At 71.6% G+C, this 19,491-nt stretch carries 17 protein-coding genes; 6 read left to right on the plus strand and 11 right to left on the minus strand.

The annotated features are described in order from the left end of the window. The first annotated feature begins 263 nt into the window (after nucleotides 1-263). Nucleotides 264-731 carry an NUDIX hydrolase gene (locus ACYVK7_RS12255; RefSeq protein WP_460887992.1) on the plus strand — a complete coding sequence of 156 codons (468 nt, stop codon included), beginning with the start codon at nucleotides 264-266 and terminating at the stop codon, nucleotides 729-731. Between the two features lie 94 nt (nucleotides 732-825). Here the strand turns inward: ACYVK7_RS12255 and ACYVK7_RS12260 are convergent, their stop codons facing one another. Both ACYVK7_RS12260 and ACYVK7_RS12265 read right to left on the minus strand, forming a co-directional pair. Further along, on the minus strand, nucleotides 826-1,212 hold the full coding sequence (locus tag ACYVK7_RS12260; protein ID WP_460887993.1) for a hypothetical protein: 387 nt from the start codon (nucleotides 1,210-1,212) through the stop codon (nucleotides 826-828). A 219-nt stretch (nucleotides 1,213-1,431) separates the two neighbouring features. Next, nucleotides 1,432-1,665: a hypothetical protein gene (locus ACYVK7_RS12265; protein ID WP_460887994.1), complete on the minus strand. Its 234-nt coding sequence runs from the start codon at nucleotides 1,663-1,665 to the stop codon at nucleotides 1,432-1,434. A 122-nt stretch (nucleotides 1,666-1,787) separates the two neighbouring features. Between ACYVK7_RS12265 and ACYVK7_RS12270 the strand changes: the two genes are divergently transcribed. The 3 genes from ACYVK7_RS12270 (at nucleotide 1,788) to ACYVK7_RS12280 (ending at nucleotide 5,406) form a co-directional block, all read left to right on the plus strand. Beyond that, on the plus strand, nucleotides 1,788-2,126 hold the full coding sequence (locus tag ACYVK7_RS12270) for a nucleotide pyrophosphohydrolase (RefSeq protein WP_460887995.1): 339 nt from the start codon (nucleotides 1,788-1,790) through the stop codon (nucleotides 2,124-2,126). A gap of 207 nt (nucleotides 2,127-2,333) precedes the next feature. Next, nucleotides 2,334-4,211, plus strand: a complete 1,878-nt coding sequence (locus tag ACYVK7_RS12275; protein ID WP_460887996.1) for a DNA/RNA helicase domain-containing protein — start codon at nucleotides 2,334-2,336, stop codon at nucleotides 4,209-4,211. Nucleotides 4,212-4,281: 70 nt separating this feature from the next. Continuing rightward, nucleotides 4,282-5,406, plus strand: a complete 1,125-nt coding sequence (locus ACYVK7_RS12280) for a serine hydrolase domain-containing protein (protein WP_460887997.1) — start codon at nucleotides 4,282-4,284, stop codon at nucleotides 5,404-5,406. 12 nt (nucleotides 5,407-5,418) lie between these two features. Here the strand turns inward: ACYVK7_RS12280 and ACYVK7_RS12285 are convergent, their stop codons facing one another. The 3 genes from ACYVK7_RS12285 to ACYVK7_RS12295 form a co-directional block, all read right to left on the minus strand. Beyond that, nucleotides 5,419-6,000, minus strand: a complete 582-nt coding sequence (locus ACYVK7_RS12285; protein ID WP_460887998.1) for an NAD-dependent epimerase/dehydratase family protein — start codon at nucleotides 5,998-6,000, stop codon at nucleotides 5,419-5,421. Between the two features lie 70 nt (nucleotides 6,001-6,070). Continuing rightward, nucleotides 6,071-6,709 carry a response regulator transcription factor gene (locus ACYVK7_RS12290; RefSeq protein ID WP_460887999.1) on the minus strand — a complete coding sequence of 213 codons (639 nt, stop codon included), beginning with the start codon at nucleotides 6,707-6,709 and terminating at the stop codon, nucleotides 6,071-6,073. Next, nucleotides 6,700-7,890 carry a sensor histidine kinase gene (locus tag ACYVK7_RS12295; RefSeq protein WP_460888000.1) on the minus strand — a complete coding sequence of 397 codons (1,191 nt, stop codon included), beginning with the start codon at nucleotides 7,888-7,890 and terminating at the stop codon, nucleotides 6,700-6,702. The genes ACYVK7_RS12290 and ACYVK7_RS12295 overlap by 10 nt, the downstream gene beginning before the upstream one ends. A 129-nt stretch (nucleotides 7,891-8,019) precedes the next feature. Between ACYVK7_RS12295 and ACYVK7_RS12300 the strand changes: the two genes are divergently transcribed. Both ACYVK7_RS12300 and ACYVK7_RS12305 read left to right on the plus strand, forming a co-directional pair. Continuing rightward, nucleotides 8,020-8,673, plus strand: coding sequence for a DedA family protein (locus ACYVK7_RS12300; RefSeq protein ID WP_460888001.1), 654 nt, complete (start codon nucleotides 8,020-8,022; stop codon nucleotides 8,671-8,673). Between the two features lie 22 nt (nucleotides 8,674-8,695). Then, on the plus strand, nucleotides 8,696-10,105 hold the full coding sequence (locus ACYVK7_RS12305; RefSeq protein WP_460888002.1) for a serine hydrolase domain-containing protein: 1,410 nt from the start codon (nucleotides 8,696-8,698) through the stop codon (nucleotides 10,103-10,105). A 27-nt stretch (nucleotides 10,106-10,132) separates the two neighbouring features. On the opposite strand, the gene ACYVK7_RS12310 is transcribed toward ACYVK7_RS12305, so the two are convergent. From ACYVK7_RS12310 to ACYVK7_RS12335, 6 genes are all read right to left on the minus strand, one after another. Further along, nucleotides 10,133-12,754, minus strand: a complete 2,622-nt coding sequence (locus ACYVK7_RS12310; protein ID WP_460888003.1) for an FtsX-like permease family protein — start codon at nucleotides 12,752-12,754, stop codon at nucleotides 10,133-10,135. Next, the gene (locus ACYVK7_RS12315) at nucleotides 12,754-13,590 is read right to left on the minus strand and encodes an ABC transporter ATP-binding protein (protein WP_460888004.1); all 837 of its coding nucleotides are present in this window, start codon (nucleotides 13,588-13,590) and stop codon (nucleotides 12,754-12,756) included. The genes ACYVK7_RS12310 and ACYVK7_RS12315 overlap by 1 nt, the downstream gene beginning before the upstream one ends. A 206-nt stretch (nucleotides 13,591-13,796) precedes the next feature. Then, nucleotides 13,797-15,125 (minus strand): aminoacyl--tRNA ligase-related protein, encoded by a 1,329-nt coding sequence (locus ACYVK7_RS12320; RefSeq protein WP_460888005.1) that lies wholly within the window; start codon nucleotides 15,123-15,125, stop codon nucleotides 13,797-13,799. A 163-nt stretch (nucleotides 15,126-15,288) separates the two neighbouring features. Then, nucleotides 15,289-16,179 (minus strand): KPN_02809 family neutral zinc metallopeptidase, encoded by an 891-nt coding sequence (gene ypfJ, locus ACYVK7_RS12325; RefSeq protein WP_460888006.1) that lies wholly within the window; start codon nucleotides 16,177-16,179, stop codon nucleotides 15,289-15,291. Nucleotides 16,180-16,269: 90 nt separating this feature from the next. Next, nucleotides 16,270-16,971 carry a hypothetical protein gene (locus tag ACYVK7_RS12330; RefSeq protein ID WP_460888007.1) on the minus strand — a complete coding sequence of 234 codons (702 nt, stop codon included), beginning with the start codon at nucleotides 16,969-16,971 and terminating at the stop codon, nucleotides 16,270-16,272. A 135-nt stretch (nucleotides 16,972-17,106) separates the two neighbouring features. Continuing rightward, nucleotides 17,107-19,470 (minus strand): family 43 glycosylhydrolase, encoded by a 2,364-nt coding sequence (locus tag ACYVK7_RS12335; RefSeq protein WP_460888008.1) that lies wholly within the window; start codon nucleotides 19,468-19,470, stop codon nucleotides 17,107-17,109. Between the last annotated feature and the right edge of the window lie 21 nt (nucleotides 19,471-19,491).

A 19,491-nucleotide genomic window follows, 5' to 3' on the forward strand; every position in this document is an offset into this window, starting at 1 on the left:
CATCCCGTCTCACCAGCAAAGACGCAGGTCAGACCACCTCAACCCCGCTCCAGCAGACACGACTTTGCCGCGGCCCTGGCCGAGCACCTGGCTGTCCGATGTGTCGCTGGATTCGGGTGCTATCTCGACGAACGTCGGCCACCCGATGAAATCTTCTGCGGCTCCCTGGTCAGGATTCTTTCGGACCTCAACCTCCACGCTTTCCCTCACCCAAACCGTGGTGCCTGGAGCTTCCTCCCCGGGACCGCGGCTATCGTCGACCGATGACGGTACTCACCCCACGCTCCCCCGACGAGCCCTACCTGATCAAGCGCGATGCCGGTTATTACGAGTACCAGCTCCCCGTCTCGCTGAAGGCCGTGATCAGCTGGCGAGGCCGGCTACCCCTCCTGCGTAACGAGCGCGACGAGTGGGAGCTCCCCGGCGGCAAGCTCGAACCGGGCGAGGAGCCCGCGGCGTGCCTCGCCCGGGAGATCCAGGAGGAGCTCGCCTGGGATGCCGTCGTCGGCGACCCCTTCCACACGTGGGTCTACCGCGTGTTCCCGCACCGCCACGTCTTCGTCCTGACGTTCCTTGCCACGTACGACGGCGATGCCCCGCCCGTCCGCAGCGACGAGCACCAGGAGCTCGTCCTCGTCACGCCCGCCGACGCCGTGGACCTAGCCATGCCGGAGGGCTACCGGACGGCGATCCGCGAGGCCGTCGAACGGGGGCACCTCCGGCAGGGCTGACGGCCCGGACGTCCAGCAGCTCAACCACGCCGTGCGACCGGCCACGTCACAGTGTCGCCCGGCGAGCACGCAAGCCTGCCGAGCGACACCACACTCAACGCGTCCGGGGGTCGCTCATCCGCGAGACGAACCCGTCGATCTCCGCACGTGACCATCTCGAACCGCCCAGCTCCGGCTGGATGAACCTCTGGACGGCAACCTCGGGCGAGACGAAGATGTCCGTCTGCTCGCGCCACGGACGCGTCGTGCCCTCCTCCCGGACGAGAACGACCTCCCAGTCCCGCTGCCCCCATACCGCCCAGCTACCCGATTCTCCGAAGATGGCAAAGGCGTCGGCGTACAGCACCGCCCCACCCGGGTCACCCGGCGGCTCGTAGGACACCGCCTCCCAGTACGAGCTCCCGATGTCGCCCGTCGGAACGGAGAAAGCGGGGAAATGTCCGAGGTCGCGGATCTGATACGCCTCCGGGTCGGGGTCCACGACGACCAGCGAGATGCTCTCGTCGTCGTGCGCCCCGGGCCAGGGCCTCGAGTGCCTCGGTGAAGTCGTCGTCGGAGAACTCGTTGTACTCGCAGACGTCGATCTGTCCCAAGTTCGACAGGAAGGGCCAAGCCGGCAGCCGTTTCCCGGGATCGACGATCTGCCGCATGCGGGACAGGAACGCGTCGTACTCGGATCGGTCACGCGCAAAGGTGTAGGTCATTCAGACGCCCCAAATCGAACCTTGAGATCTGCTTTCTTGTTGCCAGGTGTCGTGTACTCGGAGGTCCAGCCGTCCCAGCTGCCGGCTTTCTCGCACGGCAGCCTTGTGGCCGTCCTTTTTTCGAGGATCGTGATCTCGCCGTCCCTTCCGGTCGTGCGACTGCTCCATCCATCGTCCGAGAGCTTGCGTACGTACTCGTCGTGCCCGCCCGGAGTCCTGACGTTCTTCATCCTCGCGCCCGCGTCCGTGCTGTCAACGGCACCTGCGCCAGGGGCCTGCAGTGCCGAGCCTGTAACCCGGCTCGGGACAGTCCGCTCGGTCTCTTCGTAGCTGTCCCGGCACAATCAACCCCATGAACGACGACGCCACCATCGAGTCAGTCCGGGACCGGCTCCGCGACTTCGCGGTAGCCCGGGACTGGGGCCAGTTCCACAAGCCCAAGAACCTGGCGATGGCGCTCGCGGGCGAGGTGGGGGAGCTCCTGGCCGAGATGCAGTGGCTCACGGACAGCCAGGTCCACGAGAAGCTGGCGCACCCGGAGACCAGGACCGGTATCGAGGAGGAGTTCGCTGACGTCTTCCTTTACCTGGTCCAGCTCGCCGACGTCTGCGGGGTGGACCTGATCCAGGCGGCCCACGCGAAGATCACGAGGAACGACCACCGGTTCCCGCCAGGGCAACCGGTGCTCTGACTGCGTGAATCACCCATGCGCTGCACCACCCTCAGCGCGTAGCGTGCATAGACTCGCCCTGCCCACGCGGCATCGACGGACTTCCGTTCCGACAAGCGGATATGTCCCCGCCGCACGTTCATTCGTGCTGCTCAGGGGACGTTCTTGTCGGTCATCCGCTACTCGGCGGCGGCGTTGTCGTCGTCGCTCAACACAGATTCATCCGCTGTGGAGACACACCTCGCTGACCAGCTCTCCCGGCAGGGCGTGCATGTCGGAGCGGGGGAGCGTCGCTCGTGGCGCAACTCGCTTCCCGCACTGGCCCGCGACCTCAGCGACGCCGGTCTTGACCAGGTCGAGGTGCTCCTGGAGCATCGGCTCCCGCTGACCTCGAAGCGGACCGATGCGATTCTCGCCGGTGTGCACCCACGGACAGGGAAGCACTCCTACGTCATCGTCGAGCTCAAACAGTGGAGCCAGGCAAACCTGTGGGAGGACGACGACGCGCTCGTCGAGATCGACGGTGCCCGCTACCTGTCGTCACATCCGAGCACCCAGGTAGCCGGCTACGTCCAGTACCTGCGTGACTTCTCGCGTGCCTTCGAGCACACGCCCGACGAGCTGCAGGGCGTCGCGTACCTGCACAACGCGACCGACTTCGGTGTCGGCGATCTGCTGGCCAGTAAGGAACTCGCGCGGGCGCCGATGTTCACGGGGGAGAGCCGGGGTCAGTTCATCGAGCACCTGCAGTCGCTTCTCGCCAAGGACTCCTCAGGCGTCGCTGCGGCCGACCGCCTCGTCAGGTCCAGGACCGCGCCGTCGAAGCAGCTGATGGCGGTCGTGGCCCAGGAGATTCGCGAGCAGGAGCAGTTCGTACTGCTCGACGAGCAGAAGACGGTCCGAGACCTGGTTCTGCATCAGGTGAAGAAGGCGGCAGCCGCCGACTCCAAGTCGGTCGTCCTGGTGACCGGCGGCCCCGGTTCGGGAAAGTCCGTGATCGCACTGTCGCTGATGGGCGAGCTCGCGCGGGAGGGCCGTGCCGCGATTCATGCAACCGGCTCCCGCAGCTTTACCCAGACCCTGCGGAAGGTGGCCGGCAAGGGTTCGTCGCGAACGCAAGGGCTGTTCAAGTACTTCAACAACTTCATGGAGGCGGAGCGCAACGGCCTTGAGGTGCTGATCCTGGACGAGGCGCACCGCATCCGCGAGAAGTCCGTGGACAGATATACCCGCAAGGAGCTGCGGGAGAAGGCGCGTGCACAGGTGGACGAGCTGCTCGATGCGGCCCGGGTGCCGGTGTTTCTGCTGGACCAGAACCAGGTGGTGCGTCCCGGTGAGATGGGGACCCCCGACGACATACGGGTCGCCGCGGAGGCCAAGGGCCTTGAGGTGCACGCGATCGATCTCGCCGACCAGTTCCGGTCCGGCGGCAGCCTCGCGTACATCGGGTGGGTGGAGCGACTTCTCGGGCTCCGTGATCCCGACGCCGGTCCCCAGCCGTGGGACGGTCTCGACGAGAACTTCGAGGTCGACGTCGTGGACTCGCCCGAGGAACTCGAGTCTCGCCTGCAGGCGTACCGCACCATGGGCAAGGGCGCCCGGATGACAGCAGGCTTCTGCTGGCCCTGGTCCGATCCCCGTGACGACGGTTCTCTGGTCCCGGACGTCACGATCGGAGCCTGGCAGCGTCCCTGGAATCTGCGTGGCGACCGGTCGGTCGGCGGAGCGCCGCCGTCGGCGCTGTGGGCGACGGACCCGGCAGGGTTCGGCCAGGTCGGTTGTGTCTACACGGCGCAGGGTTTCGAGTACGACTGGAACGGAGTAATCCTCGGACCGGACCTTGTCTGGCGGCAGGGCGCCGACGCCGGCCGAGGAGGGTGGGTGGTACGGCGTGCGGAGAGCCGCGACGGAGAACTGACAAAGAAGAGCGTGACCGACGCCCAGTTCGACCGACTCACGCGCAACACCTACAAGGTGCTGCTCACCCGCGGGATGGTCGGCACGTTGATCTACTCGACGGACCAGGAGACGCGGGAGTTGCTGCGGGCGATGGTTCGCACCCGCATCCCGCGCACATCAGGCGTGGACGTGGCTACTCAGCCTTAGGGGCCCACCACACGGTTCCGTACGGCTTTCCGCAGTCCCCACCAGGCCGGGGCTTCCTAGGTTGAGCAGCATGCCAAGCCAGTCCGGACTCCGCCGCACCATCGCGACCCTCCTCCTCAGCACCCTCGCCCTCACCACAGCGGCCGCACTCGCCCTGACGTTCGCACGGGATCAGACCCTCCACGCGGTCACCGCCGGCACCGCACCCTCGACGTCGGCGACCCTCCTCGCGGTGACCGGTCCAGGCCCGGCCGGCTCCTGGACCAACGGCACCCCGGCCCCCGCCGGCACGAAGCAGCCGCACAGCACCAGACAACCCCAGGGCACCGAACACTTCCGCATCGGCAGCATCACCAAGACCTTCGTCGCCACGGCGATCCAGCAGCTCGTCGACGAGAACAGGATCCACCTCGACGCCCCGATCGACACCTACCTGCCAGGCACGGTCCCGAACGGCGAGAACATCACCGTCCGCCAGGTCCTCAACCACACCAGCGGCCTGTACGACTACATGAAGGGCGAGGGCTGGTCCACCAACCGCTGGCGCGGCGAGGACCGCTTCAGGGAGTACGCGCCCGAACAGCTCCTGGCAGAAGCCTTCCGGCACGAGCCGTACTTCGCGCCCGGCACCGACTTCCGCTACTCGAACACCAACTACATCGTCGCAGGGAAGCTCATCGAGGCGGTCACCGGACAGCCGTACGGCAGCGTGATCGAGCACCGAGTCCTGCGCCCGCTGAACCTCACCGGCACCTCTTTCCCGGGACACGACGCGAACCTCCAGAACCCCGCCGTCCACGCCACAGCGACCCTCGACGACGGCAAGCCCGTCGACGTCACCGGCCAGAACGTCTCCCTGGACTGGGCCGCGGGCGAGATGGTCTCCACGACCCGCGACCTCCAGGTCTTCTTCGACGCCCTCCTCGGGGGCAGCCTGATCAGCGACTACTCCCTGGCACAGATGCGCACCACGGTGCCGATGGGCATGGGCTTCCACTACGGGCTCGGCCTGGAGCGCTTCGACCTGCCCTGCGGTGGCCGGCTCTGGGGCCACGGCGGCCAGCTCCTCGGCTACGTCACCTACGCCTACCGGCGCGACGACGGCCGGAGCCTCACCATGCTGCTCGCCTCCGGCACGGGCGACGGCTTCGTCCCCTTCGCGGCCGCCACCGCAGCGGCGTACTGCCTGACGTGACGGCGGACCGTCTCAGCACTCCGGGTCAGCCAGCACGACGACGCCTGAGGCCGCCTCCAGCAGCGGCACGGTCCGCCGAGCGGCGTCGTCCACGTGGATCCGCGGGTGCGCAGGAGGCTCCGACTCGTAGTACGTCCCCGAACCGTGGAGCTGCCCGTACCGAACGACGACCCCACCCGCGTCCAGCACGGCGGTCTCGTGCCACGCGACGGCGTCGCCCCGGCCGGGCGGCGTCCAGGCGATGGACTGCGCCAGCATCCGGGCACCCGCCGCCGATGCCGCCGCGAGCAGGTTGGCCGTCCCCTCGGTCCGGATCCGCGAGTTCGCGGCGGCGCGCGCCGGGATCTCCGCTGCGGCGTCGGGCAGGTCCGTGAGCTGGTGCATCACCAGGTCGGGCCGGGAGCCGACGACGGCGGCGGTGAGCGCCTCGACGTCGTACACGTCCACGACGACGGGGCTGCCGCCGAGCTGCTCGATGACACCTGCACGCGAGGGAGAGCGGGTCGTCCCGGTGACGTCATGGCCCGCAGCGACCAGCAGCGGCAGCAGACGGGACCCGAGCACGCCGGTCGCCCCGGCGAGGAAGATGCGCACCGAAGGACCCTATGGACGGGCCGCAGCACGAGGCAACGTCATATCCAGGCAGCCGTCCGGCCGGCGCCCGTCACGACTCCAGGTACCGCACCACCGCCAGCACCCGCCGGCTGTACCCGCCCTCCGCCGTCAGCCCGAGCTTGTCGAAGATCGCGTTCGAGTGCTTCTCCACCGCCGACGTCGACACGTACAGCGCCGCCGCGATCCCCGCGTTGGTCCGCCCCTCGGCCATCAGCGAGAGCACCTCCCGCTCCCGTTCGCTCAGCATGCCGAGCGGATGAGACGTGTCCCGGAACAGCTGCCGCACCACGTCCGGGTCCAGCACCAGACCCCCGCCGTGCACACGGTCCAGCGCGTCCAGGAAGTCGTCCACGCCCATCACCCGGTCCTTGAGCAGGTACCCGACGGCGCGCGCGTCGTCCCCGAGCAGCACCTGCGTGAACTCGCGCTCCACGTACTGCGACAGCACCAGGATCCCGACCTCCGGCCAGCGCTCCCGGATCTCCACCGCCGCGCGGACGCCCTCGTCGGTGTGTGTGGGCGGCATCCGCACGTCCAGCACGACCACGTCGGGCCGCTCCGCCGCCAGCCGCGCCAGCAGGGGCTCTGCGGAGCCGTAGGCGGCGACGACGTCGTGCCCCTCGTCCGCCAGCAGGCTGCGGATGCCCTCCCGCAGCAGGGTCGAGTCCTCGGACAGCATCACGCGCACGGCAGCGTCACCTCGATCCTCGTCGGCCCGCCGGCCGGACTGTCCACGGCCAGCGTGCCGCCCGCAGCGGCCACCCGCCCGGCCAGCCCGGCCAGCCCGTGCCCGGGCGAGAGCACGGCGCCGCCGACGCCGTCGTCGCTGATCACCACGTCCACGCTGGCACCTCCCGGCACGCCATCACCCGCAACGTCACCAGCACCCCGAACCCGCACCAGAACACCAGCCGACCCGGCCCCCGCATGCTTCGCCACGTTGGTCAGCGCCTCCGCCACGACGTAGTACACCGTCGTCTCCACCCCGGCGGGCAGCCGCCCAGGAGAGTCCCACTCCAGCTCCGTCGGCACCCCAGCACGAGACACGAGCTCCGCCAGCACCGGCGCCAGCCCGTGCGTGTCCAGCGCGGTGGGCCGCACCCGCCACGCGACGTCCCGCAGGTCAGTGACCAGCAGCTCCGCCTCCCGTGCAGCCTGCTCCAGCAACAACGAACCAGAAGACGAAGCACCGACAGCCCGCCGCGCCCGGTTCACCAGCAGCCCCAGCGCCACGGCCCGCTGCTGCACGCCGTCGTGCAGGTCCCGCTCGATCCGCCCCCGTTCGGCGTCCAGCGCCGCGAGCAGCTCAGCCCGGCTCACCGTCAGCGACTCGACCTGCGCCTCCAGCCGCTCGCTCCGGCTCGGCGCCAGCCACCGCGCGGCCGCCGACCGGTCCAGCAGGCCGACGCCCACCAGTCCCATGAGGTTCAGGTACAGCAGCACCGCGCCGATCGGCACCAGGACCAGCACGTCCCGCGTCGACAGGCCGTCGCCCTGGAACGACGCGTCCACGGTGAGGCGCACGTCGAACAGCCACGACGCCAGGCTCACCACCACGCCGAACAGCCCGTACCCCAGCAGCCCGAGCACCAGCGTGCCCACCAGGCCGACGCCCACGCGCGCCGCGAGGTACCGCGCGGCCCGGGCAGAGGTGAGCGCACCGACGGCGGGGTCGGCCCACCCGAGAAAACGCACCGTACGACGGCGATGCCACGCGACCAGCGAGCCCACGACCTCGGGCGGCGTCGGACGCCGCACCAGCGCCGCCACCGCACCCACCAGGTCTACCGGCCAGGTCACCGCCCCGAGGGCGGCGCCCCACAGCATGCGGGCAGGTGTGCTGCGCCAGACGGCGGGGGCGGGGTCCACCTCGCCAGGATAAGGACGACGCCGCCCGCGCGGACTGCGGAAAACCGCACCCTACCTGCGGCCTGCCCCACAGGAGCGGACGGATGCGCACAGTTCGTCCGACCGCGAAAGACCAATAGCGTAGGTCTCATGACGACACACAGCTTCGCCTCGACCGTCGCCGACTGGGCCATCGGGCTGATGGAGACCCTCGGCGCACCGGGCGCAGGCGTGGCGATCGCCCTCGAGAACTTGTTCCCGCCCCTGCCCAGCGAGGTCATCCTGCCGCTGGCCGGGTTCACGGCCTCGCAGGGCTCCCTGATCCTGTGGCAGGTCCTGGTCTGGACGACGATCGGTTCCGTGGTCGGCGCGATCCTCCTGTACGGGCTGGGGGCGTGGCTGGGCCGTGACCGGCTGCGCGCGATCGTGGACCGGATGCCGCTGGTGTCGCTCGAGGACGTGGACAAGGCGGAGGGCTGGTTCACCCGGCACGGGGACTGGGCGGTGCTCATCGGCCGGCTCATCCCGATCGTGCGCAGCCTGATCTCGATCCCCGCCGGCGTGGAGCGCATGTCGATCTGGCGTTTCCTCGCGTTCACGACGCTCGGCTCCGGTGTCTGGAACACGCTCCTGGTCGGTGCGGGCTACCTGCTGGGCGACCAGTGGCACGTCGTCGAGGAGAGCGTCGGGGTGTTCCAGAAGGTCGTCATCGTGGTGGTCGGGCTGCTGCTCGTGTGGTGGGTGGTCAAGATGGTGCGGCGGAACCAGGAGCAGGGCACTCCCCGGCACGTGCGGAAGCGCTGAGCATCCGGGGCATGATGCTGCTGTGACCGACGACCGCACCCCCGCCATCCTCCGCTCGATCGCCCCATACCTGGCCGACTGGGCCGCGTTCCAGGCCGCCTACCACGGCATGCCCGGCCTCCAGCTGGCCGTCGGCCGCCGCGGGGAGGTCTTCGTCGACCTGGCCTGGGGCAAGGCGAACCTCGAGACGGGGGAGGACCTCACGAGCGACCACCTGTTCCGCGTCGCCTCCCACTCCAAGACGTTCACGACCGTCATCGTGATGCGGCTCGTCGAGCACGGCAAGCTGCGCCTCGACGACACCGCGGGCGAGCTCGTACCGGAGCTCGCCGGCTCGCGGGCCGCCGACATCACCGTCCGGGAGCTGCTCGGCCACCAGGCGGGCCTCATCCGCGACTCGTCCGACGGCGACTTCTGGCAGCACCGCCGGCCGTTCCTCGACCGCGAGCAGGTGCTGGAGTGCGTGCGCACCGAGGGCGTCGTGTTCGGGCCGAACGAGCACTTCAAGTACACGAACATCGGCTACAGCCTGCTCGGCGTCATCATCGAGCAGGTCACCGGCAAGACCTACGACGAGGTGGCGCGCGCCGCCGTCGTCGAACCGCTGGGACTGACCCGGACCGGCACCGAGCTGGACCCCGCCCGTGCCTCCGAGTACGCCGCCGGCCACACCGGACGCATCACGCACGGGGACACCCGCCGCGTCGTCCCGCACGTGGACACCCGCGCCATGGCCGCCGCCACCGGCTGGTACTCCACCGCGCTCGAGATGGTCCGCTACGGCGGCGTGCACGTGCTCGGCGACACCACGCTGCTCAGCGACAAGAGCAAGCGCCTCGTGCAGCGCGAGGAGTCCCGCGTCGTGGTCAGGGGTGCGGAACGCGGCCGGTACGGCGTAGGTATGGCGCTCGGCAAGGTCGGCGACCGCGAGCTCGTCGGGCACTCCGGCGGGTACCCCGGGCACATCACCCGCACCTGGATCGACCCCGTCGACGGGCTCGTCGTGTCCTGCCTGACCAACTCCGTCGACGGCATCGCCGACCAGGTCGCGACCGGCGTGATCCACCTGGTCAACCTTGCGCTCGCGGCGGCGGACGACGTCGCGGCGTCCGCCGCCGGCACGGGCGAGCCGGTGCCGCCCGTGCCGGCCGACGCGCCCGTCGGACGCTTCGCCAACCTGTGGGGCGTGGCCGACGTCGTGAACCTCGGCGGGATCCTGCACTCGATCAACCCGCGCTTCCCGCGGCCGGACGAGGTGGCGGTGCGCCTGGTCGTGGCCGACGGCCGTCTGGTGCAGGAGCCCGTGGCCGGCTTCACCACGGTCGGCGAGCCCGTCCAGGTCGAACGGGACGCCGACGGCGCGGTCACCACCGTGCGGATCGGAGCCCTGACGTCGTGGCCGATCGACGAGTTTCGGGCGCGCCGGGCCTGACCTCGGCGGACCAGGCCCGGCGCGCCTTCACTCCGCCCCGAGCGCCGCCACCGGCGAGGTGCGGGCCGCGGTCCGCGCCGGCATGACCGACGCGAGGAGTCCGGCGACGAGCGCGACCCCGAGGCACATCGCGAGCTCCGCCCACGGGACGGCGTACTGCACGTCGCCCATGAGGGACAGCGTGGTGGCGGCGCCGGCCCAGCCGAAGATCAGCCCGAGCACGATGCCGACGACCGCCCCGACTCCGGCGATGAGGACGCCCTCGACGGCGAGCATGCCGCGCAGCTGGCCCGTGCTGAGGCCGATGGCCCGCAGGGTCGCGGACTCCCTGGTCCGCTCGATGACCGAGAGCGACAGCGTGTTCGTCACGCCGACCAGGGCGATCACCACGGCGACGGCGAGCAGCCCCACCATGATGCCGAGGATGATGTCGACGATCTGCCGGAACTGCTCGGCCTGAGCGGCGGGGCCCACGACGCCGGCGTCGAGGTCGACCTGCGCGGCGGCGTCCTGGACCTCCGTCAGCACCGCCCCGGTGTCGGCACCCGAGATGTGCCCCCAGATCTCGGTCCAGGGATCGGCGTCGGCGACGCGGGCGAGGTCCTCGGGCGTGACGGTCCGGTCGAGCTGGCTGGAGCCCGTGATGACGACCGTCAGGTCGACCGAGCCGTTCGGGCCCGAGACGGGGGTGCTGTCGCCCGCGTCGAGGGACAACCAGTCCGCCGTGTCCTGGGTCAGCAGGATCGAGCCCTCCGCGAGCCCTTCCGCCTCCTCCGGCACGTTCACCACGGCGGCCAGCTCGTCCGGGTCCGCGGCATTCAGCCACGTCTCCTTGTCGTCGGCGATCGTGCCCGTCGCCGTGGTGATGACCGTGACGGCGGAGACGCCGGAGGTTCCGGCGACGGCGTCGCGCAGGCCCTCGACGTACTCGGGTGCGGTGGTGGACACGCTCACGTCGTACGGGAAGGCCCCTGCGAGGCCTCGCTCCGAGGTCGCGCGGGCGCTGGCCGCGCCGGTGGACATCATGGTCACGAGGGTGACGCCGATGAGCAGCGCGGTGGAGGTCGCCGCCGTGCGGCGCGGGTTGCGCAGCGTGTTGGCGACCGCCAGGCGGGAGGCGGGACCCGTGCGGGCCACCAGGGCGCCGAGGGCCGCCGCGACGCGGGGCAGCCAGAGCACCGCGCTCAGCACGACGCCGAAGAACGTGAAGGCGATGCCGCCGACCGCAGCGGCGACACCGGGTCCCAGGGAGCTCGCACTCCCGAGGGCGACGCCGAGGCCGAGCAGCGCGATGCCACCGAGGAGGGAGAGGATCGCGAACACGAGCCGGACCCGGCCGGTGCGGGCGCGGAGCGTCGGGGCGTCGGACGGCCGCAGCGCGGCCAGCGGTGCGACCCGGGTCGCCGAGCGGGCCGGGGCGAGCGCGGCCAGGACCGTCACGACCGTGCCGACGGCGAGCGGCAGCACTATCGACTGCACGGTCGGCGTGATCGTCGTCGGGATCGGCACCCCGAGGTCGAAGCTCGGAACGGTCAGCAGTGCGGCCTGGGCGAGCAGCGCGCCGGTCAGGGTGCCCACCGCGGACGCGACGAGGCCGAGGATCGCGGCTTCCAGGAGGACGCTGCGGTAGACCTGGCCGGTGCCCGCTCCGATGCACCGCAGGAGCGCGAGCGTCCTGGTCCGCTGGGCGACGAGCACCTGGAACGTGTTGGTGATGACCATGGCGGCGATGAGCAGTGCGATGGCGGCGAACGCCATGACGAACACGATGAAGATGAGGTCCTCACCACCGGTCAGGCCGGAGGCCTTCGCTGTCGCCGCCGCCTCGGTGGTCTCGACGGACACCTGAGCGGCGTCCGCGCCGACGACGTCCTGGATCGCGGTGCGCAGCGCCGCGGGGACGCTGGTGCCGGTGGGCGGGGTGTCGAGCGTGACGAGCAGCTGGCTGACCGACGTCGGGAAGGGCTCGGCGGCGTTCCAGGCGCTGAGCGTGGCGGACGGGACCGCGGCGGCTCCGCCGGAGATCGTGTAGGCGCCGTAGGGGTCGGCGGCGAGGCCGGTCACGGTCAGGGTCTCGACGACCCGTTCCGGCTCGCCGAGCTCGTCCGCCGGGTCCGCCGCCCCGCTCTCGGCCCAGCCCTCCGGGTACAGGGTGCGGGAGAGCTTCAGCGTGTCGCCGAGGCCGACCTCGAGGCGCTCGGCGACCTGGGTGGTCAGCGCCACCTCGTCGGCGGCGGCCGGCCAGGCGCCGTCGGTCAGCTCGAGCGGCGAGAGCCGGGGGTCCTCGGGGACGGGTGCGAACATCTGGCGGCCGCCCTTGCCGCCGTTGCGCAGGTTGCCCGACCAGCTCGTGACGGGCTGGACGGCCGTGACACCGTCGACCGAGCCGACGGCCGTGACGTCCTCGTCGGTGAACGAGCTGTCCGAGGCCTCCGCGGACTCGTCCGCTGCGGACACGACGAGGTCGGAGTCGGCGTATCCCGCCGCGACGACGTCGCGGGTCGTCTCCTGGATGACGGTCCCGGCGAGCAGCGTCACGGTGACGAAGGCCGTGCTGATCAGGATGGCGACGCCGGCTGACGTGAGGCGGCCCGCGCTGCGGCGCATCTGCCCGAGGGTGAGACGTGCGGTGGGGAAGGAGACGGCCATCAGGCACCGGTCCCGTTGGTCGTGTCTGCGGCGGAGCCCGTGGTGACGGAGGGTTCGAGGGTGCGCAGGGCGTCGAGGCCGGCCATCGCGGACTCGGGCGTCGGGTCGGTGATGTCACCCGCGATACGACCGTCCGCGATCAGCACGGCGCGGTCGGCGTACGCGGCGGCGGAGGGGTCGTGGGTGACCATGATGATGGTGCGGCCCAGCTCGCGTACGGAGCGGCGCAGGAAGGACAGGACCTCGGCCCCGGAGCGGGAGTCGAGGTTGCCGGTGGGTTCGTCGGCGAACACGACGTCGGGCTGCGCGATCAGGGCGCGGGCGATCGCGACGCGTTGCTGCTGCCCGCCGGAGAGCTCTCCGGGGCGGTGCGTCAGCCGACCGGCGAGGCCGAGGGTGTCGACCAGCGTGTCGAACCACGCCCGGTCCACACTCCCGCCGGCGAGCTCGACGGGCAGGGTGATGTTCTGCTCGGCGGTGAACATCGGCAGGAGGTTGAACTGCTGGAACACGAACCCGACCCGGTCGCGACGCAACCGCGTCAGGGCCTTGTCGTTCAGGCCGGTGATCTCGGTGGTACCGAGGAACGCCTGTCCGCTGGTCGCGGAGTCCAGCCCGGCCAGGAGGTGCATCAGGGTCGACTTGCCCGACCCGGACGGGCCCATGATCGCCGTGAACCGGCCCTGTTCGAAGTCGACGTCCACGCCGTCCAGGGCGCGCACGGTGGCCTCGCCCTTGCCGTACGTCTTGGTCAGGTTCCGGGCCCGCACGGCGCGGGCGGCGCCGCCCGGCACAGGGGCCGGCTGGTCCGCCGGGACGTACACGGTGGTGTCCACGAGATTGCTCCTCGAGTCGATGCTGCTGGGATCGGTCGTCCGGCCCCTGGCCCCGCCCCATCTGCCGCCGAGGACGGCAGGTGGGCGGGCCAGCGGGCCGGCGGTCCTCAACCTATGAACTCGACGAGGGCCGGGGCGTCAGGCCGTGGCCTGATTCTTGGCGCGGGCGTCATCCTCTGGTCGTACTGGTTCGCGCGCTGTGTCGCTCAGAGGGGGACCCGCGGCACCCGGTTCCTCGCGGCCTCCGCGAGCCGGTCCGCCAGCTCCGCGATCGGCACGGACGCCTTGGTGCCCGAGCCCGGATCGGTCATCGCGACCTCGCCCGCCTCGGCCTCGCGCGGGCCGAGCACGCCGAGCAGGGCGTCGCGCCGGCGTCGGGCCAGGCGGATCCGGTTGCCCAGCGACCCGTCCCGTTCCACGCGGACGCGTACGCCGCGGGAGCGCAGGACCGCTACCAGCCGGTCCACCTCGTCGTCGACGTCGTGCCCGCCCGCGGCGTCGGCCACCGGGAGCAGGCACACCTGGACCGGCGCGAGCCAGAACGGCAGGCGACCGCCGTGGCTCTCCAGGAGGAAGGCCACCATGCGTTCCATGGCGCCGACGGTGCCGCGGTGGATCATGACCACCCGTTCCCGCTCGCCGGTCGCCGCCACGTAGGTCAGGTCGAACCGCTCCGGCTGGTTGAAGTCGAGCTGTACGGTCGCGAGGGTCTCCTCATGGCCGCCGGCGTCGAGCACCTGGACGTCGATCTTGGGGCCGTAGAACGCGGCCTCGCCCGGCGCCGCGTGCCAGGGCGCTCCGGCGGGCACGGCGTCGAGCACGTCGGCCAGCACCCGCTCCGCGGACCCCCACTGCTCGGGCGACCCCAGCCACTTGTCCGAGGCGTCCCGGCCGGACAGCCGCAGGCACGACACCTCGATCCCCAGGGTGGCGAGCACCTCGAGGATCGCGTCCAGGGCGGTACGCACCTCCGCGCCGACCTGGTCCGGCCGGCAGAAGACGTGCGCGTCGTCCAGGTTGATCTGCCGCACCCGGCTCAGCCCCGACAGCACCCCGGACCGCTCCGCGCGGAACATCGGGGCGAGCTCCGAGTACCGCACCGGCAGGTCGCGGTAGGAGCGCGGCTCGGACGCGTAGATCTGCGCGTGGTGCGGACAGTTGGCGGGCCGGAGCACCAGCGGGTCGACGTCGGCGGGCTCTTCCGCGCCGTCGTCCGGTCCGGGGCCGCCGGTGTGCAGGGGTGGGAACATGTCGTCCGCGAACTTGGCCCAGTGGCCCGACCGCTCGAACAGGGACCTCTTGCCGAGCACGGGGGAGTACACGGGCTCGCAGCCGGTGCGCAGCGCAACCTCGCGCGCGTACTGCTCCAGCTCGTACCGCACGGCGGCACCGGCGGGCAGCCACAGCGGCAGGCCGGGCCCTACCAGGGGACTGGAGGCGAAGATCCGCATGTCCCGCCCGAGGTCGCGGTGGTCGGCACGCCGGTCGCCGCCGCGCGGGGCGCTGCGGTCGTCGACGGTGGGGGCTACGTGCATGGTGGTGCTCCTTCGATGAGGGAGCCGCCCCGGTCGCCGTCGTGCATGACAAAGGCCCCGGAGCGAGCTCCGGGGCCTTGAGGTGCTGAGTGCAGGTCAGCGCGCGCCGGAGGGGTCCGGCGTCGTCGTGCGTGCGCTGAGGTGCATGCGGTCCACCGTAGTGTCAGAGGGAACGCGCGTCCAGCGCGTTGCAGTCCTGGATGGTGCCACCGTCGTAGCCGATGGTGAACCACTTGACGCGCTGCTCCGAGCTGCCGTGCGAGAACGCCTCGGGGTTCACGTCGCCGCCGGACCGGCGCTGGATGTTGTCGTCGCCCACTGCCGCGGCGGCGGACAGTGCCTGGTTCAGCTCGTCCTTCGTGATCGGCTCGAGGAACGGTACGCCGGTGTCGGGGTCCTCGGTGGTCGCGGCGTTGCCCGCCCACATCCCGGCGAGGCAGTCGGCCATCAGCTCGATGCGCACGGAGTCGGACTCGGGTCCGGTGCCCGACCGGTCGGCCCGCTCGAACAGGCCGAGCTGGTTCTCGATGTGGTGCCCGAACTCGTGGGCCGTCACGTACATCTCCGCCAGGGGCCCGCCCTCCGCGCCGAACTGGCTGGACAGCTGGTCGTAGAACGCGAGGTCCTCGTACACGGTGGTGTCGGCCGGGCAGTAGAACGGTCCGGTGGACGACGTCGCGGACCCGCAGCCCGTGTCGACGGCGTCGGTGAAGCTGACGACCTCGGGCAGCTGGTACTCGACGCCGCCCTGCTCGGGGAGGGTCGTGGCCCAGTACACGTCCAGCGAGTCGACGACGGCGCTCAGCCGGCACTCGGGGTCGGTGTTCGCCTGCTCCGCGGTGCACTCCCCGACGTAGCTCTGCTCACCGCCGCCACCGGCGTCGGACGTGGTGCCGCCGAGGATGTCGGCCGGGCTGTTGCCGGTCACCAGCATGTAGAGCAGCGCGACGACGATGGCCACGCCGCCGCCACCGCCCGCGACGACGGCGCCTCTGCGCCCGCCGCCCTTACGGACCCGGCCACCCTCGAACTGCCCGCCCTCGCTGAACGTCACGCGGCAACGCTACCGCGACAGCGGGGTCCGTACCCCCGGTACGGCGTGCGGCACCCCGGGGCGCCCGGCGGGCCGGGACGGGGCCCGTGGTCAGCCGGTCCAGGTGCGCCGGTCGCGGGCCGCGAGGTGCACGATCTCCAACTCACGTTCGGTGAGCGTGGGCCGCCGGGTCTCGAGCCACGGCACGAGCTCGTCCGCCGTGAGCACCTCGACGCCGTCGCGCGGGCCCTCGACCCGGGGCTGGTCCGTGCGGACGAAGACGATCAGTGCCTGCACGGTGACCGGTACCCGCGTCGCCCGGCCCAGGATCTCCTGCGTGCGCCGCGCGGCGTCCCGGGCGGAGTCGGCGGTGACGTCCTGGACGGGCCGGTACACGCTCTCGATGGTGTAGACGCCGGAGGGCCCGATCACGAGCTGGTCGAGCTCCAGGGCGCCGCCGTGCTGCGGGGAACCGGGCGCGCGGAGGTGCCCCGAGCTCGACGACGGGACCTGGATCGACTGGATCACGCGCCAGACCGGGCGCTGTGCCACGAGCTCCCAGAGCTCGCCGGCGACGCCCCGCACGCCGGCGATACGGCGGCTCAGGGCGCGGTGCTGCGGGTCGTACCGGCCACGCAGCCGTCCGCGCACGAGGGGCCCGAGGTGCTGCCGCCGGTACGCGCGGCGTCGGGCGATCAGGTGCTTCGCCGGCCGGTTGTTGGTCAGGTCGTCGCCCCGGGCCAGCCGGCCGGTGCGGAGGTTCGGCAGCATGTCGGCCAGGGTGACGGGAACGCTCGGTGAGTCGGTGCCCATGCCTGGACGGTACGACGGCGCCGACGCGTCCGCTCGTTCTGCGGGTGAAGTATGGGTCACACCTCCGTTGAGTGCTGGAGATCTGCCCTGTCGAAACGTTCCGACAGGGCAGATATCCAGCACTCAACGGGACGGCTAGTCGATCTCGCGGAGCTGGACCGTCTCGAACCTTGCCGTCGTTGCCGGCGTGGCGCCGCCGCCCGCGTAGATGCCGACCTCCGGGTCCGTGCCCGCCGGGAGCGTCCAGGTGGCGCCGAAGCGCCAGCTCTTGCCGTCCCGCGAGGACGCCGCACGGTACTCGTGCTCACCGGTGGCCGGGTCCGTGGTGTGGAACAGGCGCAGGTGCATCCGGTCGTCGACCGGACCGGAGACGTGGCCGCCGAACCAGGTGCGGCCGTCGGCCGTGAGCTCCTTGCCGAACTCGACCTGGCGGGTCTGCCAGATCGACACCGGCGCGAGCCGCAGGAAGTCGTCGTCGCCCGCGTGCACCAGCAGGCCGGCCTGCTGGTAGTTGCGCACGGTGTCCTGGCCCAGCGGCAGCGTCACGGTGGCCTCGAGCACGTAGTCACCCTCCGGCGCGTCGCGCAGCAGCGCAGGCGCGTCGTTGGTGGCCCCCACCAGGTCGTGCCCGGTCAGCGGCCACGACAGCGCGCCGCCCGAGACCTCGACGTCCGCCGGCTCGTGCAGCCACCGCCAGCCCTGGTCCAGCTCGCCCTCGAACTCCTCGGCGAACGTGACAGCGCCCGCCTGCGGCTCGGCGACGCGCTCGGTCACCGGTTCGTGCGCCGGCACGACGGTCAGGTTGTCGAGCTGCGCCTCGCCGCCGTCGGCCACCAGGTGCACGGGCGCCTTGCGGGGCAGCTCGCGCCGCGGCTCGAACCGCACCTCGGCGTCCACGTCGCCCAGCCCGCTCGAGGACAGCCGGGCGTCGACCACACCGTCACGCGCGCCGACGCTCAGCACGTGCCACGAGGTCAGGTCCACGTCGTCCGGCACGTCCGCCCGCAGCTGCTGACGGCCCTGCCCGACGACGAGCTCGCGCGCCTCGGCGTCCAGCCGCACCGACACCGCCGCCCGGTCGCTCCCGAGCGCGACCGTGACCGCCCCGTCGCCCGGCAGCCGCACGTCCGCCTCGACCCGCACGTCACGCGGCGCGGGCGCCGTCCGTGCCACCGCGGCGCCCCGCCGGTCCGGCACCAGCCGCGCGATCGCGCCCGCGTCGCCCGACTCGTCGGAACCCGTCGTGAGCGTGCCGGTGACGCGCCGGAGACCGGACCCCGATGCCGGGTCGTCGCTCACGATGCCGAGCCCGCTCGCCGACACCGGCCCGGGCTGCGGCCCCTCGCTGGGGCCCGCGCCCGCGTTGACGACGGGCCACCCGTCGATCCAGTCCATCCGGTCGACCAGGGTGGGCCGCCGGTTCACGCCGCCGGGCTCGTCCAGCCACGCGTCGTCCTTGTCGATGGCGTGGTAGTACATCCAGTCCTGGCCGGCGACGTCGGTGAGCACCGCGTGGTGCCCCACCCCGATCCACCGGTTGCCGTTCTGCGCCACGACCTGCGTCCCGCCCACCCGGGACTCGTTCAGGCTCACGCCCTCGTGGTCCGTGAACGGGCCCAGCGGCGACCTCGACCGCCCCGCGTACACGCTGTACCCCGTCACCGGGCCCGCGCAGCAGTTGGCCGACGAGCCCATGAAGTAGTACCAGCCGTCCCGCTTGACCACGAAGGCGCCCTCGTACCGGTCGGCGACCGTCACCCGGGTCGGCTCACCCACGGCCCGGGTCCCCGACTCGTCCAGGCGCGTGACCCAGATCCCGCCGTTGAAGCCGCCGAAGTACAGGTAGCGCGAGCCGTCGTCGTCCGTGAACAGCGCCGGGTCGATCGTGTTCAGGTACGTGCCGCCGCCGGCGGGGCGCGGGTCGAGCACCGGCCCGCCCGAGTCGGTCCACGGACCCGTCGGCGTGGGTGCCGTCGCCACGCCGATCGTGTAGTCCCACGGGTCGGGGTTCGCCGCGGTGTCCGTCACCGTGTAGTACATGACGTACTGGCCGTCCACGTAGCGGATGTCCGGCGCCCAGAAGTACGAGGCGCTCGCGGCCCAGGCCGGCCGGTTCTCCTCGTCGAAGATCGTGCCGACGTACTCCCAGGTCTCCAGGTCGCGCGACCTGGAGACGTGCATGTTCCCGAACGGCCCGCCCGACACCAGCGGGTCGCTCGTGGCGTACAGGTACCACCAGCCGTCCTTGCCGCGGATCACGGCGGGGTCGGCGTAGGTGTCGGCGAACGGCTCGGTGATCGGGTTGGTGAACGTGGTGCCCGACGACGGCGAGGCGCCCGTGCCGGACGACGGCGGAGAGCCGGTCGCTGTTGACGGCGGTGAGCCGGTGCCCGCCGGGGCGGCCGCCGCCGGGGCGGTACCGCCACCGCCGTCGGGCAGGGCGGTGGCGCCGAGGGCCAGTGCGAGCGAGGCAAGGACGGCGACGAACCGGAGCTGCATGGTTTCTCATCCCTTCGGGCG

The sequence above is a fragment of the Promicromonospora xylanilytica genome, assembly GCF_054782895.1.

What these genes read in the sequence shown, in the direction of transcription:
- ACYVK7_RS12255 (WP_460887992.1), top strand. Translation starts at nt 264, where the DNA reads ATGACGGTACTCACCCCACGCTCCCCCGACGAGCCCTACCTGATCAAG.
- ACYVK7_RS12265 (WP_460887994.1), bottom strand. Translation starts at nt 1,665, where the DNA reads ATGAAGAACGTCAGGACTCCGGGCGGGCACGACGAGTACGTACGCAAG.
- ACYVK7_RS12270 (WP_460887995.1), top strand. Translation starts at nt 1,788, where the DNA reads ATGAACGACGACGCCACCATCGAGTCAGTCCGGGACCGGCTCCGCGAC.
- ACYVK7_RS12280 (WP_460887997.1), top strand. Translation starts at nt 4,282, where the DNA reads ATGCCAAGCCAGTCCGGACTCCGCCGCACCATCGCGACCCTCCTCCTC.
- ACYVK7_RS12300 (WP_460888001.1), top strand. Translation starts at nt 8,020, where the DNA reads ATGACGACACACAGCTTCGCCTCGACCGTCGCCGACTGGGCCATCGGG.
- ACYVK7_RS12310 (WP_460888003.1), bottom strand. Translation starts at nt 12,754, where the DNA reads ATGGCCGTCTCCTTCCCCACCGCACGTCTCACCCTCGGGCAGATGCGC.
- ACYVK7_RS12320 (WP_460888005.1), bottom strand. Translation starts at nt 15,125, where the DNA reads ATGCACGTAGCCCCCACCGTCGACGACCGCAGCGCCCCGCGCGGCGGC.
- ACYVK7_RS12330 (WP_460888007.1), bottom strand. Translation starts at nt 16,971, where the DNA reads ATGGGCACCGACTCACCGAGCGTTCCCGTCACCCTGGCCGACATGCTG.
- ACYVK7_RS12335 (WP_460888008.1), bottom strand. Translation starts at nt 19,470, where the DNA reads ATGCAGCTCCGGTTCGTCGCCGTCCTTGCCTCGCTCGCACTGGCCCTC.